At 32.6% G+C, this 15,717-nt stretch carries 15 protein-coding genes; 8 read left to right on the top strand and 7 right to left on the bottom strand.

Going from position 1 to position 15,717, the window contains the following annotated elements:
- Positions 1-197 precede the first annotated feature (197 nt).
- A complete protein-coding gene (locus tag AST02_RS12215; protein ID WP_069818008.1) occupies positions 198-1,187 on the top strand; it encodes a glycerophosphodiester phosphodiesterase in 990 nt (329 codons plus the stop codon).
- A 130-nt stretch (positions 1,188-1,317) separates the two neighbouring features.
- Complete coding sequence (locus AST02_RS12210; protein ID WP_069818007.1) at positions 1,318-1,698, top strand: YbaN family protein; 381 nt, start codon at positions 1,318-1,320, stop codon at positions 1,696-1,698.
- Between the two features lie 512 nt (positions 1,699-2,210).
- Here the strand turns inward: AST02_RS12210 and AST02_RS12205 are convergent.
- Both AST02_RS12205 and AST02_RS12200 read right to left on the bottom strand, forming a co-directional pair.
- Complete coding sequence (locus AST02_RS12205) at positions 2,211-2,753, bottom strand: GNAT family N-acetyltransferase (RefSeq protein ID WP_069818006.1); 543 nt, start codon at positions 2,751-2,753, stop codon at positions 2,211-2,213.
- A 106-nt stretch (positions 2,754-2,859) separates the two neighbouring features.
- Positions 2,860-4,062: an MFS transporter gene (locus tag AST02_RS12200; protein WP_069818005.1), complete on the bottom strand. Its 1,203-nt coding sequence runs from the start codon at positions 4,060-4,062 to the stop codon at positions 2,860-2,862.
- A gap of 317 nt (positions 4,063-4,379) precedes the next feature.
- On the opposite strand from AST02_RS12200, the gene AST02_RS14635 reads away from it, so the two are divergent.
- A complete protein-coding gene (locus tag AST02_RS14635; protein WP_141714382.1) occupies positions 4,380-4,478 on the top strand; it encodes a winged helix-turn-helix transcriptional regulator in 99 nt (32 codons plus the stop codon).
- A gap of 180 nt (positions 4,479-4,658) precedes the next feature.
- Here AST02_RS14635 and AST02_RS12195 read toward each other — a convergent pair whose 3' ends face one another.
- From AST02_RS12195 to AST02_RS12175, 5 genes are all read right to left on the bottom strand, one after another.
- Positions 4,659-5,903 (bottom strand): Glu/Leu/Phe/Val family dehydrogenase, encoded by a 1,245-nt coding sequence (locus tag AST02_RS12195; RefSeq protein WP_069818004.1) that lies wholly within the window; start codon positions 5,901-5,903, stop codon positions 4,659-4,661.
- 110 nt (positions 5,904-6,013) lie between these two features.
- Positions 6,014-7,204, bottom strand: coding sequence for an ornithine--oxo-acid transaminase (locus AST02_RS12190; protein WP_069818003.1), 1,191 nt, complete (start codon positions 7,202-7,204; stop codon positions 6,014-6,016).
- 579 nt (positions 7,205-7,783) lie between these two features.
- A complete protein-coding gene (locus AST02_RS12185) occupies positions 7,784-8,917 on the bottom strand; it encodes an NADH-dependent flavin oxidoreductase (RefSeq protein ID WP_069818002.1) in 1,134 nt (377 codons plus the stop codon).
- 168 nt (positions 8,918-9,085) lie between these two features.
- Positions 9,086-9,487: a S1 domain-containing post-transcriptional regulator Ygs gene (gene ygs / locus AST02_RS12180; protein ID WP_002508137.1), complete on the bottom strand. Its 402-nt coding sequence runs from the start codon at positions 9,485-9,487 to the stop codon at positions 9,086-9,088.
- 395 nt (positions 9,488-9,882) lie between these two features.
- Positions 9,883-10,485: a peptidylprolyl isomerase gene (locus AST02_RS12175; RefSeq protein ID WP_069818001.1), complete on the bottom strand. Its 603-nt coding sequence runs from the start codon at positions 10,483-10,485 to the stop codon at positions 9,883-9,885.
- A gap of 67 nt (positions 10,486-10,552) precedes the next feature.
- Between AST02_RS12175 and kapB the strand changes: the two genes are divergently transcribed.
- The 5 genes from kapB to AST02_RS12150 all read left to right on the top strand — a co-directional run bounded on the left by kapB (position 10,553) and on the right by AST02_RS12150 (position 15,716).
- Entirely contained in the window at positions 10,553-10,933 is a 381-nt protein-coding gene (gene kapB, locus AST02_RS12170; protein ID WP_069818000.1) for a sporulation phosphorelay system protein KapB, read from the top strand.
- Between the two features lie 126 nt (positions 10,934-11,059).
- Positions 11,060-13,477, top strand: coding sequence for a Na+/H+ antiporter subunit A (locus AST02_RS12165; protein WP_069817999.1), 2,418 nt, complete (start codon positions 11,060-11,062; stop codon positions 13,475-13,477).
- Complete coding sequence (locus AST02_RS12160; RefSeq protein ID WP_141714378.1) at positions 13,458-13,886, top strand: Na(+)/H(+) antiporter subunit B; 429 nt, start codon at positions 13,458-13,460, stop codon at positions 13,884-13,886. Before AST02_RS12165 ends, AST02_RS12160 begins: the two co-directional genes overlap by 20 nt.
- Complete coding sequence (mnhC1, locus tag AST02_RS12155) at positions 13,886-14,233, top strand: Na+/H+ antiporter Mnh1 subunit C (RefSeq protein ID WP_057512733.1); 348 nt, start codon at positions 13,886-13,888, stop codon at positions 14,231-14,233. Before AST02_RS12160 ends, mnhC1 begins: the two co-directional genes overlap by 1 nt.
- Positions 14,220-15,716: a Na+/H+ antiporter subunit D gene (locus tag AST02_RS12150; protein WP_069817997.1), complete on the top strand. Its 1,497-nt coding sequence runs from the start codon at positions 14,220-14,222 to the stop codon at positions 15,714-15,716. Before mnhC1 ends, AST02_RS12150 begins: the two co-directional genes overlap by 14 nt.
- Position 15,717 lies beyond the last annotated feature (1 nt).

Raw genomic sequence — 15,717 nt, 5'->3', positions numbered from 1 at the left:
AGAAACGCTTCTGAGAAACAACTTGTATAAGCTCTACAACATACAGTAACATGCTTCTATTTGTAATTTTTTATTATAAATTGTAATTATATGTTAAACATTATTTAGTTTGAATAAATATGTTGTAAATCCTATTCTTATTTCTGATTTTATTTTGTACTATGAGATTACAGTTCAGATTAAGGAGTGACAACATTATGAAACACGTCAGTAAATTTATCATTTCAAGTATTGCGGTAACATCATTATTGAGTCTTGGTGCATCTCCAGACATTCAAGCTAGTGGTAAAGGCAGTCAGATGGAAAACCAGAATGCTTCTCATTCACAACAAAGCCCTCAATCAAACGGTATAAATAATAAGCAGAACGAATTACATAATTTAACAGGTGAAAAATTCACAACAATCGCTCACAGAGGCGCAAGTGGTTATGCACCAGAGCATACACTAGCAGCTTATGATAAGAGCCATAATGCTATAGGCGCATCATATATAGAAATTGATTTACAAATGACTAAAGATGGCCACCTCGTCGCAATGCACGATGAAACTGTTGATAGAACTACAAATGGTACAGGTAGAGTCGATCAATATACACTTGAAGAGCTGAAAAAATTAGATGCAGGCAGTAAATTTAATGCGGCAAATCCTCAATATGCAAATTCAAATTATGAAGGTGTCCAAGTGCCGACATTAGATGAGATTTTCCAACGCTATGGTTCAGATGCCAATTATTATATTGAAACTAAATCGCCCGATGTTTACCCTGGCATGGAAGAAAAACTTCTAGATACATTAAATAAACACAATTTACTAAATAGTGAATCCCTTGAAAATGGACATGTTATGCTTCAATCGTTTTCACAAGAAAGCTTATTAAAGCTACAAAACCTAAACCCTAATATCCCTCTTGTACGTTTATTAGATAAGGGTGAATTACCTAGTATGACACAACAAGACTTTAATGCGATCAAACAGTATGCAGTTGGTGTAGGTCCCGAACATACAGATTTAACAAAACAAAATGTGCATAACCTCAAAAAAGCAGGTCTTTTAGTGCATCCGTTTACTGTTAATGAAAAAGCAGACATGCAACGACTAAATGATTATGGCGTACATGGCGTCTTTACAAATTATCCTGATTTATATAAGCAAGTAATTAATGAAAATGAAGCACAAGTAAAATAAAAATTTTTTTTACAATAACAAATGCCTATATTAACAACCATAATAAAAACCATCCTGTAAAATGTTATGTTATTTACTATAGTGATGAATTAGTTTATTATTGATAATAGCTATCAATAGGAGTGTTTTTTTGAAATATTTTTTAATTATTATTGGTGTGTTATTTACAGTCATTGGTTTTGCTGGCGTTTTATTACCATTATTACCAACTACACCATTTTTATTAGTTGCAGTACTTTGTTTTTCTAAAAGCTCTGATAAATTTGAAAAATGGTTAGTACAAACAAAAGTTTATGTGAATTATGTTGAAAGTTTTAAAGAAAACAAAGGCTATACGTTGAAGGATAAGTTCAAACTTTTGTTGAGTCTTTATATAGTTATCGGCTTTTCAATTTTCATGATAGACCACCCTTATATAAGATTGGGTTTGTTAATAATGGTAACATTGCAGACGATAGTTTTATTTACTTTTGTGAAAACATTACCAGCAAATTTTTATGACAAAGAATAATTTGCTGGTAAAAATATCAGTGTTGAAGAAAATATTATTATATAATAACCATCCCATTACTGGATATATGGTTTAACTATTGAATTTATTAAAATCATTTACTTAAAAAGTTAGTTTTTAAATTAACTTTTTAGTGTGTGTCGACAAAGCCTGTGACTTTGTTGGCACTTTTTTTGTGCACGCTTTTCTTGGGTAGGACAGCCTAAACCTGTACTCTTTGACTAGTGCTTTATTAAAGAGTAAGGAATCGGCACAATTAACTGCCCTTTTTCAAAAGAAAACAAATTAATATATGTACTGTGTCAGCAAATAGAGACACCTTGAATTTCCAAAAAGAATTAAATAATAAGTTTCATGGATATAGAGTGTTTCGAGGATATAATATCTATAAAAAAACAAATCAAAAGCTTTTCTAGCAATTGATTTGTCTGTGTTTTTAAACGTTAGTTTAAAATCTAAGTGTTTTTTATTTGTGAACTTCGGTAACTATAATCTTCTTAAAAATTTAGTTTTTAATTATTATATTCAGATTTAAGCAAGCTAAATACATAACTATCAACGAATTTTCCATTCAATTTTTCATCTTCTCTTAAAATGCCTTCTTGTTTAAACCCTAATTTCCTGGGAATTTTTTGACTTTTAATATTTTTAGTTGCTGTTTGTATTTCAATTCTGTTCAAATTTATTTCATTGAAACAGTAATCTATTAAAAATTTTGTGCATTTTGTCATTATCCCTAAATTTTCGTAATTTTGATCAATATAATATCCTATAGATGTTTTTTCATTCAACCAATTTATATAATGTAATCCGATGACACCAATCAATTGTTCGTTGTACCAAATACCACAGTGAAACCCATCATTTTCTATAAACTGATTGAGCCCAGATTTTATAAATTGCTTAGTATCTTCACTTGTTTTCGTGAATTTTACAAAGGGAAGCCATTCATTTAGATAGTCTCTTGAATTATCAACTATATTAAAAAGTGCTTGAGTATCTCTTTCTTCTAAAATTTTAAGGCTTAAATTGTCATCAATCTTTGTCTTAAACATAGAATCCCTCCTTTTAAAATCATATAAGTGCGTTTATGTTTTGATATTTTATTTAGATGTAAAACAAATAATAAATGTATTTTCCTTTTCATTTATTATAGATTACTCAAATATCCTTTCTATTTATAATCACAATAATCGAAGATATAAATAGTAGTGTTGCAGCTAAGGTAAATGTGAATCTCACACCAAATAAGTCGGTCAAATTACCTAAAATCAGCGAGGAAACCCCGAAAATTGCAGTTATTAAAGCGTCTTTTGCGGAGTAAATATTAGGTAAAAGTCTATGAACCACACTCTTCTGTACCAAGGTCTCTTGAGCAACATCCTTAATTTGATTTACCAACCCAAATAATAAGGATAATACTAATGCCATCCACGGAGTCGACGTTAAACCAAACATTAGAGTTGTTAAACTAGCTAAGAAAGCTCCAACTAAAATAACTTTGCTGGAAAGTCGATCTACTAAATGTGACCATTTTAAACTTAAAAACCCACCTATCATTAATCCAGAGAAGAAAGTTGCGTTTATATACCCCCACCATTGTTCTCCAGTTTGCAAAACTTGATCTACATACACGTACATAATTGCAGCTGCCCATACCACATTTGCAATAGATTCAAAAAATTCTACGATACTAATAGTACGTAAAGTGGGTGTTTGCCAAATAGTTACCCATCCTTTTTTTAATACTTCCCAATTTGATAGTTTTATTGATTGTTCATCGCTCACTATATTTTTATCAATACTAGGAATTAAAAACATCATAAAACTTGATGTTACAAACAAGAAAAATGTAAACCAAAGAACGTTTACGCCCCCTATAATAGCAACAAGCATTCCTCCAACTGCCCATCCCCCTAAACGAATTGTTTGATCAAGAATAGCAAGAAAACTATTAGCTTTCACCAGAGCATTTTGTTCGACTAATATTGGAATAAAAGCATTTCTCGCTGGATTTGCCCATCCGTCTAAAAAGGAAATGGCAATTACAAAGAAAAAAATTAAAAAAGATGTACTAAAAGAAGAAAAAACTTCTATATAACCTATAAGTATAATTGTAGCTATTGTTTTACCCAATTGGGAATAAGCTAAAAGTACCTTCAACCTGACTCGTTCAATAATTAAAGGAGCGACGATGCCACTTACAAACCTTGATGCTGTTATAAAAAAAGGTACAAAAGCCATATAAGTTACAGAGCCTGTTAATTCGTATATTATTGCTATTAAACCCACCATATAAAAAACATCTCCGCTATTTGCGAGAGATTGACCAATCCATAAAAAACGAAACGATGATTTATTCATCAGATATTACTCCTTGAATTAATTTATTATTTAATTTTTGTTTTAAATTAAAGATAATCTTACATCAGCTCGTCATCCTTTTCTTTATATAGTTTATAAGGTGGAGTTTATTATTTAGCTATTAATATTCTTTTTTACAATAGCATAACTAAAAAAGTTCGACAAGTCTGATAATTCAGAAAATAAATAACATAGCGTTTTAAATTAAACCAATATTAATAACAACTATAAATTTAGTATATATTCATGTGTAACATACAAAAAACTTCAAGGTTTTCACTTTTTAAATGTCTACTTTGAAGAGAATATAAAATACAATAAATGATTATTCATTAACCGAAAGAGGATTAAAGTTTCTACCAGTACTCACAGCCTTAGAAAAATGGGCAATCGAATATCAAGAAATGGATAATTAAATCATATATACTAACCAAAAAATATCGACAAAGTCAAAAGTAGACATTTTAAAAGGAAGTTTGTCTTAAAAAATAACTTGTAATAAATAGAAAGTACCCACTATTAAAAATTAATAGTGGGTACTTTTTATTGTATCTAAATCAATAACTATTCAAACCATTTATACTCTATTCTACGTTTTATGCCCAACCACGGTAACGTGCTGCCTCTGCAGTACGTTTAATACCAACGATAAACGCAGCTAAACGCATATCAATTTTTCTATTTTGTGATAATTCATAAATTGTATCAAAAGCAGTTATAAGTTTTTCACGTAATTTAGTGTTTACTTCTTCTTCCGTCCAATAATAACCTTGATTATTTTGTACCCATTCGAAGTATGAAACAGTTACGCCACCAGCACTTGCTAATACATCAGGAACAAGTAGTACACCACGTTCAGTTAAAATACGTGTTGCCGCTGGTGTAGTTGGACCATTAGCAGCCTCAACCACGATATCAGCTTTAATATCTGCTGCATTATCTTCAGTAATTTGATTTGTAATTGCTGCCGGAATCAGCACATCACAATCAAGTTCGAACAATTCTTTATTTGAAATTGTTTCTTCAAATAAATTTGTTACTGTTCCAAAACTATCTCTTCTGTCTAATAGATAGTCAATATCTAAACCTTCTGGATCATGTAATGCACCATAAGCGTCTGAGATACCAACAATTTTCGCACCCATGTCGTACAAGAATTTCGCTAAGAAACTACCTGCGTTACCGAAACCTTGAATTACCATACGTGCACCTTTTAAATCTAGTCCTCTTCTTTGTGCAGCTTGTTCAATAGCAATTACTACACCTAAAGCTGTTGAACGATCACGGCCTTGTGAACCGCCTAAAACAATTGGTTTACCAGTAATGAAACCTGGTGAATTGAATTTGTCTAATGAACTATATTCATCCATCATCCACGCCATAATTTGAGAGTTTGTAAATACGTCTGGTGCTGGAATATCTTTAGTTGGTCCAACGAATTGAGAAATTGAGCGCACATACCCACGAGATAGACGTTCTACTTCATGAATGCTCATTTGTCTTGGATCACAAATGATTCCACCTTTACCTCCGCCGTACGGTAAATCCACTATGCCACATTTCAATGTCATCCACATTGATAGGGCCTTAACTTCTTCTTCATCAACATCTGGATGGAAACGAACTCCACCTTTTGTTGGTCCAACAGCATCATTATGCTGTGCACGATAACCAGTAAATGTTTTAACAGTACCATCATCCATACGGACAGGAATTCGAACTTCAAGGAATCTCAAAGGTTCCTTTACTAAATCATACATACCATCGTCAAATCCCAGTTTATGCAATGCTTCTTTAATAATTTGTTGCGTAGAAGTAACTAAATTATTATTCTCAGTCATGATTCATTTCGCCTCTTTTTCGTAACTAATGATTTCGCTTTCATGATAATTGTAACATAACATTTTGCTTTTTAAAGAGTTTTCAAAACTTATATTTTTTTACTATAAATTTACTCAAAAACGCTTCTTACTTTGTCTAATGCAAAGTCTAATTCTTCTTTTGAAATAATAAGTGGTGGTGCAAAACGGATCACAGTGTCATGTGTTTCTTTACATAATAAACCTTTTTCTTTTAATGATTCACAATAAGGTCTCGCATCTTCATTTAATTCAATTCCGATAAATAAACCACGACCACGAACCTCTTTGATCGCAGGATGATCTATTTTTTCTAGCTCAGATTTGAAATAATTTCCTAATTCTAATGAACGACCAGGTAAATCTTCGTCGATAATAACATCTAATGCAGCATTTGAAACTGCACAAGCTAATGGATTACCACCAAATGTAGAACCGTGAGATCCAGGTGTAAACACGCCTAATACTTCTTCATCTGCTAATACGACTGAAATTGGTAATACGCCGCCGCCTAATGCTTTACCTAAAATGTATACGTCTGGTTTAACGTCATCCCAGTCTGTAGCAAATAATTTACCTGAGCGACCTAAACCAGCTTGAATTTCATCGGCAATAAACAAGACATTATGTTCATCACATAATTCTCTAATTGCTTTTAAGTAACCTTCTGGTGGAACATTAATTCCAGCTTCCCCTTGGATTGGTTCAATTAAAATTGCAGCAGTATTTTCATTGATAGCACCTTTAACAGCTTCAATATCTCCAAAATCAACTTTATTAAATCCTTCTAATAATGGACCATATCCACGTTGATATTCAGGTTCTGATGATAATGACACTGGCGCCATAGTACGACCATGGAAGTTACCATTGAATGCAATTACTTCTGCTTTATCTGGTTCTATATTTTTAACATCGTAAGCCCAACGACGTGCAGCTTTTAATGCAGTTTCAACCGCTTCAGCTCCTGTGTTCATTGGCAATGCTTTTTCTTTACCTGAAAGTTTACAAATTTTTTCATACCATTCGCCTAGATTATCACTATGGAATGCACGAGACACTAAAGTAACTTTATCTGCCTGGTCTTTCAATGCTTGAATAATCTTTGGATGTCTGTGACCTTGGTTTACAGCTGAATACGCAGATAGCATATCCATATATTTGTTACCTTCTGGATCTTTAACCCAAACACCTTCTGCTTCCGATATGACGATTGGAAGTGGCACATAGTTTTGTGCTCCGTAATGATTTGTTACTTCTATGATTTCTTTTGATCTTGACATGATATCTCCCCTTTGAAAATATTTTAAGAGTCTTTTTAAACTCTAAAACGATACTTGTTCATAGCATAACGTATTTAGAGTTCAACTGAAACCATTTTCTAAAACTGCTCACTTGATGCAACTTATAAGCCGATACATCAACATAAATCAAGCTTTAACATATCTATAAACAACTCAATTTCTATGTAAGCCCTTACATATATAATGACATAATTCCCTACATTTATACAAGATAATTTTGTCTGATTTAAAAAATAAAATATCCTTTATTATTTTTACATAAAATTGTATATTCAATCATCAATTCATGCATTATAACAAAGGATGAATTAATAATTATACACTGTTATTTACTCGTAATTATATATAATTACGGATGAATAATACCTAGCACAATATCTACTAATCAAACAAATCCATAATAATAATTATTAATCTATAACTTTTTTTAGATTTTTTTCGTTTTATTTCATCTAATAACTGCTATTCTTTTATCTTTATTTGTAAATAAAAAAAGTAGTATAACTATCACAATATTTTAAAATGATTGTGATAATACACTACTTGTTAAACTATACGCTATTTATTATCTGTTCTTGGGAGTGGATAGAATCCTTTATTAAACTGTTCCCATAATTTTGGTGGCAGATGATGCTTATCTTTTCTATTTGGATCAAAGTGAGAAATAATTTGATCTTCTTCGCCATTTTTAATTTTACTAACAAAATTGTGATCTAATAATATTTCTCTGCCTAAAGCTACAAGTTCTACATTTGTTGATTCAATCGCTTCAATTGCTTGTTCCGCTGTAAATATTGAACCAATACCAACAAGTGGCATACGACCATTAATCCATTGTAGTAATAATTTGATACGTTCTTGACCTTTATATTGTCCTTCACGTGTTTTCGAATGAATATCCATCAATGAAACGTGTAAATAGTCTAATGGTTTTTCAATTAAATGGTTTACTAACGTTTCTGTAATTTCCATGCTTATTCCTGGTGACTCTGCTTCTTCAGGGGAAAATCTATATCCAACGATAAAATCTTTATTCCCGTGACGTTTAACTGTTTCTGTCACTTCATCAACAACTGCATTCGCGAATTTATAAGGATCTTCGCCCCATTCATCATTACGACGGTTGTAATAAGGTGAGACAAATTGATGGATTAAATAGTGGTTAGCGCCGTGAATTTCTACGCCATCGAAACCAGCTTCAATCACTCTTCGTGTCGCTTCACCAAACGCTTTAATTGCTTCTTCTATTTCTTCAACAGTAATTTCGCGTGCATGGTGTTCTTCCTGTTCTCCAAAACTTTTTAATGAAATGGGACTAGGTGCAACAACATCTCCATTAGGCGTTAAATTAGGTAATGCTTGGGCACCACCATGATGAATTTGAACAATAGCTTTTGACCCATTTTTCTTCATTGCCTCAGCTAAACGTTTCAACCCTTCTAAGTTTGAATCATGTGCTACAGAAGGTTGTCCAGGAAATGCTTTTCCTAAATCTGTTACATTACTAGCAGCAGAAATAGCTAATCCCACATCTTTTGAACGTTGTTCCATATATACTACTTCCTCATTTGAAATCGAGCCATCATCATTTGAAGATACATGTGTTAGCGGTGCTAAAACGAATCTATTATCTAATACAACTTTATTAGGTAATGTAAGCTTTTCGAATAACGGTTGAAATTTTTTATTCATTACAATTAATCCTCCTAAGTAAAATACCTTATCACTTTTTCCACACTATTTAAGTGCTTATTTATTCTAACTATCTAAACTATAAAGATAAATGAATATGCTCACGCATGTAATTTTTGATTATGTCCTCTTCACAATAAAAAAATACTGACATTTCTTATCGAAATGTCAGTATCTTGTTAAAGATGTTTTTTCATCTTTAATCGCGTTTTTGGACTGTTTAATCCAAACCGGCAAGCGTTCTTTAATTGTTTGAAACCCATATTTTTCGGTTTCTTTAATTTCATCTAACACTGATTGCTTTTCCTTCTTACGTTCATAATTTTTAAAATAGTCATTATCTTTTAAAGAAAGATTCAGTTTACCTTCATCATCAATTGAAATCACTTTCGCTCTTACAATTTGTCCTTCTGATAAAAACTTTTTCAAATTATGGACGTAATCATCCATAATTTCGGATATGTGGATTAATCCCTCAGCATTGTCCGGGGTTTCTACAAAAGCGCCATACGGTTGAATACCAGTCACACGAACTTTGATATGTTGACCTACTGTATAGTGATTATTCAACGTGATAACCCCTTATTTCGTTTTACTTAACACTATTATAATAGCATAAATTATAACTTGGTACTAACATTTAATAGAAAAATTTCACATTTTATAGATTTCATACAATAATTTAACAAAATAAAAATGTTAATCTTATATACATGGCAAGTTTCAACTCTCATTTAGCACTTGAAATTACTAGACTAGAAAAATTTTTATACATAAGTATGTGTCTAGACTATTTTTACTACATTTAATTACATTGTTAATTTTTAAGGTAGTTTCAATAAAAAAACAGGCTCAACTGCACACTCAACATAAATTCACTAAATTGGGTGTTCGATTGAACCTGTCTTACACATATTATATTTTACGTACTACTTATAATTGCAATACTACTATTTTATATTCGCTTAGTTTTGTTTTTCTTCGATATCAATTGAATCAATTTTAATATCATGCACTGGTTTATCTTGAGGACCTACTTTTGTATTTGCAATATCTTCTAATGTTGCTTTACCATCAATTAATTGACCGAAAACTGTATGTTTTTGATCTAACCAAGGTGTACCACCATTTTCACCATATGCTTTTACAATCGGTTCTGGCCAACCACCATCAGCTAATTGACTAAGCATTGATTCAGGTACTTCTGTCATTTGTACAATGAAGAATTGAGATCCATTTGTATTTGGACCAGAGTTTGCCATTGATAAAGCACCATATAAATTAAATGCTTCAAGTGAGAACTCATCTTCGAATGGACCACCATAAATACTTTTGCCACCCATACCACTTGCTGTTGGATCGCCGCCTTGTACCATGAAGTCGTTAATTACACGGTGGAAAGTCACGCCATTGTAATAACCATTTTTAGCATGTGTTACAAAGTTTTCTACTGTTTTTGGTGCCACGTCAGGTAACAATTTAAATGTCATATCGCCTTTATTCGTGTGTAATACCATTTTAATTTCGTTACCGTTTATTTCTGAGTTTAACTGAGGATAGTTCGTCATTTTTATTCTCCATTTCATGTTAAGATGATATATGTATTCTAACACAAATGAAGGGATGTATTGAACTATGTTATATCGTTTTGCACATAAAACTGGAAGCTACGGTGTCGTAATAAAGGAAGAAGATGAAAATCAAGTCTTAGTTCAAGTGGAACAAGTAATCAAACACCCAAAACAAGGTGATTTACATAGCCCAAGAGAAACTGAAAATGTATTTTTTCATGAGCGTAAAGCGTTAAGTCATTTTGAAAAACGCTATACAACTAAATCGCATCTTAAACCATTTACTGAGGATGAATTGCCTTATGAGCAATCATTACAACAAGCAATCACTAAATTGGAGATTAAATTAAAAGATCAAGATACATTACATGCAAAGAAATCACTCGACAATTTACAGCAACTTAAGAAGGATTACGCAATTCAATATAAACAAAATTTTGAATAAAAATACTGCGTTTCTTCTTATTTAAATAAACATTTAATTCATGTGTTTCATGGGTTAGCCATGTTTTTCAGAATAGTCTAATTCATGTATAATAACCTTATACTATTTTTAAAGGAGGATAAAATAATGAGTTTGTTACATATAGCGGTTCTTCTACCGTTAATATTTGCACTCATTATTCCATTTGTATATCGGGTTCATAAACGAATACATTTAGGATGGTTTGTGTTACCTATCCCCGTCGTCTTATTTATATATTTCCTCTCATATATTTCTACGACCATGTCAGGAAATACCGTAATGCAGAGAGCAAACTGGATGCCTCATTTTGGTATGAATTTCGATTTATACGCGGATGGTCTAGGATTACTATTCAGTTTGTTAATCACTGGCATTGGTAGTTTAATCGTACTATATTCTATAAGTTATTTAAGTCGACAAGAGCAGTTAGGAAATTTTTATTGTTATCTGTTGCTCTTTATGGGTGCAATGTTAGGTGTTGTTTTATCTGATAATATTATTATGTTATATCTATTTTGGGAGTTAACTTCATTTTCTAGTTTTCTACTCATTTCATTTTGGCGTGACAAACAAGCATCTATTTACGGTGCTCAAAAATCAATGCTTGTCACTGTATTTGGTGGCTTATCACTTTTGGGTGGTCTTATTTTACTATCACTCGCAGGTGGCTCTACAAGTATTCAAGAACTTATTGGGAATGCATCTGAAATCCAAACAAGTCCGTATTTCATTTTATCAATGATATTTGTATTAATTGGTGCGATGACAAAATCTGCTCAAGTTCCATTTTACGTTTGGTTACCGGATGCAATGGAAGCGCCAACGCCGGTCAGTGCCTACTTACACTCAGCTACAATGGTTAAAGCGGGTCTTTACTTAGTAGCACGTATGACACCCATCTTTGCACTTTCACAAGGTTGGATTTGGACAGTAACTGCTGTCGGTTTAATCACTCTGTTTTGGGCGTCATTAAACGCTACAAAACAACAAGATTTAAAAGGTATATTAGCATTTTCTACCGTTTCACAACTTGGTATGATTATGTCTATGTTAGGTATAGGTGCAGTAAGTTATCATTTTGAAGGTGCTGAAAGTCAACTTTATGTTGCTGCGTTCACCGCTGCTGTGTTCCATCTCATTAATCACGCTACATTTAAAGGTGCGTTATTTATGATTGCTGGTGCCATTGACCATAGTACAGGTACTCGTGATGTAAAAAAATTAGGTGGCTTGCTAACAATAATGCCTATTTCTTTTACAATTACCATAATCACCTCACTCAGTATGGCAGGTGTGCCACCGTTTAACGGTTTCCTTTCTAAAGAGAAGTTCTTGGAAAGTATGATTGAGGTCACAAACGTTAACCTATTTAGTTTAAATACGCTTGGCTTATTAATTCCAATCGTAGCAATTATTGGTAGTATATTTACATTTGTATATTCTATAAGATTTATAGGCCAAATCTTCTTAGGTAGCCATAAATCAGATGCTTTACCGAAAAAAGCACATGAAGCTTCTATACTAATGTTGGTTTCACCAGCTATTTTAGCAATATTAGTTATTGTATTTGGGTTCTTCCCTTCTATATTAACGGGATCAATTATTGAGCCTGCTGTTAATTCAATCAGTCAAAGCACTGGAACGCATGCAGAATTCCATATGTTCCATGGTTTTACACCAGCATTTTTCTCTACCATTGGTATATATATTGTTGGTATATTACTGATTTTATCGTTTGGCTATTGGGTTCGCTTATTACGCGCACATCCTACAAAACTTACAATCAATTACTGGTATGATAAGTTCGGTAACGATTCGCCAGGTTACTCAAGTAAGTTCACAAATGCTTATGTGACTGGTTTTACGCGTAACAACTTAGTAATTATATTTATTTCTTTAATTTTAATTACTTTAGCTACATTATTAGTAACACCATTTAGTATTAACTTTAAAGACGTGAGTGAAGTACGTCCATTTGAATTAATCATTGTAGTACTTATAATTACATCAGCTTCTATGATTATATTTGCACGTTCAAGATTGTTCAGTATCATTATGGCAAGTGCTGTAGGTTATTCTGTCGCTATCTTCTTCATATTCTTTGGCGCACCAGATTTAGCCCTTACACAATTTGTAGTTGAATCAATTTCTACAGCGTTATTCTTATTGTGTTTCTATCACTTACCAAACTTAAACAGACATAAAGAGACGCGTTCGTTCAAACTTGTAAATGTTTTAGTTTCAGTTGGTGCAGGTGTGGTTGTTACTGTGCTTGGACTAATTACTTATGGTAATAGACACTTTGGTTCTATCGCTGAATTCTATAAAGAACATGTATATGATTTAGCACACGGCACTAATATGGTAAACGTCATACTTGTCGATTTCCGTGGTACCGATACTTTATTCGAAGCCTCTGTGCTCGGTATTGCAGGTTTGGGAGTTTATACAATGATTAAACTCCGCACAAATAATAAATCAAATGATGAAGGAGGTAAAAACGTTGAAAAGACAGAAGAATAATATCATCTTTCAATATTCAGCAGTTCTTATCTTCTTCCTCATCGTAATGTTTGGACTTTCATTATTTTTAGCAGGACATTACACACCAGGTGGTGGCTTCGTAGGTGGCCTATTACTATCTAGTGCCCTAGTCATCATAGCTGTAGCTTTTGATATTAAAACTATGAGGAAAATCTTTCCTTGGGATTTCAAATTATTAATAGGTGTTGGTTTGCTATTTTGTATAGCAACACCTATGGCGAGTTGGTTTTATACTAAAAACTTCTTCACACACACACCGTTTGAAATACCTTTAGGAATTTTACAACCGATGGAAATGCATACGGCAACGTTCTTTGACTTAGGTGTAATGTTTGCAGTTATCGGTACAGTAATGACTATAATTTTATCGATTGGAGAGAATGAGTAATGGAAATAGTGATGATTTTTGTTTGTGGTATTCTCACAGCAATGAGCGTCTATCTCATTCTTTCTAAGAGTTTGATACGCATCATTATTGGGACTACTTTGCAAACACATACAGCCAATTTATTTTTAATTACAATGGGTGGATTAAAAAAAGGAGAAGTACCGATTTATGAAAAAGGTATATCTTCCTATGTTGATCCAATTCCACAAGCGTTAATTTTAACAGCAATTGTAATTTCATTTTCTGTAACAGCGTTCTTCTTAGTACTAGCCTTTAGAAGTTATAAAGAATTAGGAACTGACAACGTAGAAAGTATGAAAGGAGTGCTAGATGATGATCGAGAGTAATCTCATTATTTCACTACTCGTCATACCAATGTTGACTATTATTGCACTTGTGTTCATTGGTAAGCGCCCTATTATTAAACGATACGTTGCACTAAGTGGGACAGCTGTCACATTAATTTTTGCATTTATTAACTTAAACAACGTATTAAAGCATGGGATTATAACTTTAGAACTTGGTTCATGGGAAGCACCATATAGTATCGTATTAGTGCTCGATATATTTAGTATCCTTCTCGTGATTTCAAGTTTAATCGTAACAATGCTGATTATTTTATATTCTTATCAATCAGTGGGCATAGAACGTGAAACGTATTATTACTACTTCGCAGTAATGTTCATGCTAACAGGTGTCATAGGTTCATTTATCACAGGTGATATTTTTAACTTATTCGTATTCTTCGAAGTATTCTTACTGGCATCTTATATTCTATTAGTTATCGGTGGTACGAAAGTACAATTAAGTGAAACGATAAAATATGTACTTATAAATGTTACATCATCCGCATTCTTTGTTATTGCGGTAGCAATGCTCTACTCTGTAGTTGGTACGTTAAATTTAGCCGATATTGGTGAAAAATTAGGACAACTACCTGCTGCAGATACTGGGATTGTAAATATCATATTCATCATGTTTATCTTTGTATTTGCAACGAAAGCCGGCGTTTTTCCAATGTACATTTGGTTACCAGGTGCTTATTACGCCCCACCAATTGCAATCATTGCCTTTTTCGGTGCATTATTAACAAAAGTTGGTGTCTATGCAATTGCTAGAACATCAAGTCTTTTTATTCATGATACATCAAGCTTTCCGTTCTATATTATTCTTTTCTTAGCACTACTAACCATTATCTTTGGTTGTGTAGGTGCAGTCAGTTATTTTGATACTAAGAAAATTATTATCTACAATATAATGATTGCTGTCGGCGTTATTTTAGTCGGTGTAGCTATGATGAACCAAACTGGTATGATGGGCGCAATTTATTACACGTTACATGATATGTTAATTAAAGCAGCACTATTTTTCTTAATTGGTGTTATGTACAAAATTACTAAAACCCATGATTTACGCAAATATAGTGGTCTCATTAAAGACTACCCAGTTTTAGGTTGGTCATTCTTTATTGCGGCACTTAGCTTAGCTGGCATACCGCCACTCAGTGGTTTTTATGGTAAATTTTATATTGTACAGGCTACCTTCGAAAAAGGTTTCTATTTGAGTGGTATTGTCATACTACTTTCAAGTCTTGTTGTACTTTATTCAGTCATTCGCATATTCTTACAAGGATTCTTTGGCGAATCAAAAGGATATAAAGTAAATCCTAAATTACAATATAAAGGGATACTGGCGATTGCTATGGTCTCAGTTGCAATTTCAGTAGTTTTCGGATTATCTGCTGACTTTCTACATCCAATTATAAAAGATGCTGCAGAGGCATTCTATAATCCTAGTGTTTATATTGATGGCGTATTGGGGGGAAAATAAT

It is taken from the genome of Staphylococcus equorum (assembly GCF_001747895.1).
Taxonomy (GTDB): Bacteria; Bacillota; Bacilli; order Staphylococcales; family Staphylococcaceae; genus Staphylococcus; species Staphylococcus equorum_A.
The sequence above is the reverse complement of the archived record's forward strand: the minus strand, read 5'-3'. Positions and strand labels throughout refer to the sequence as shown.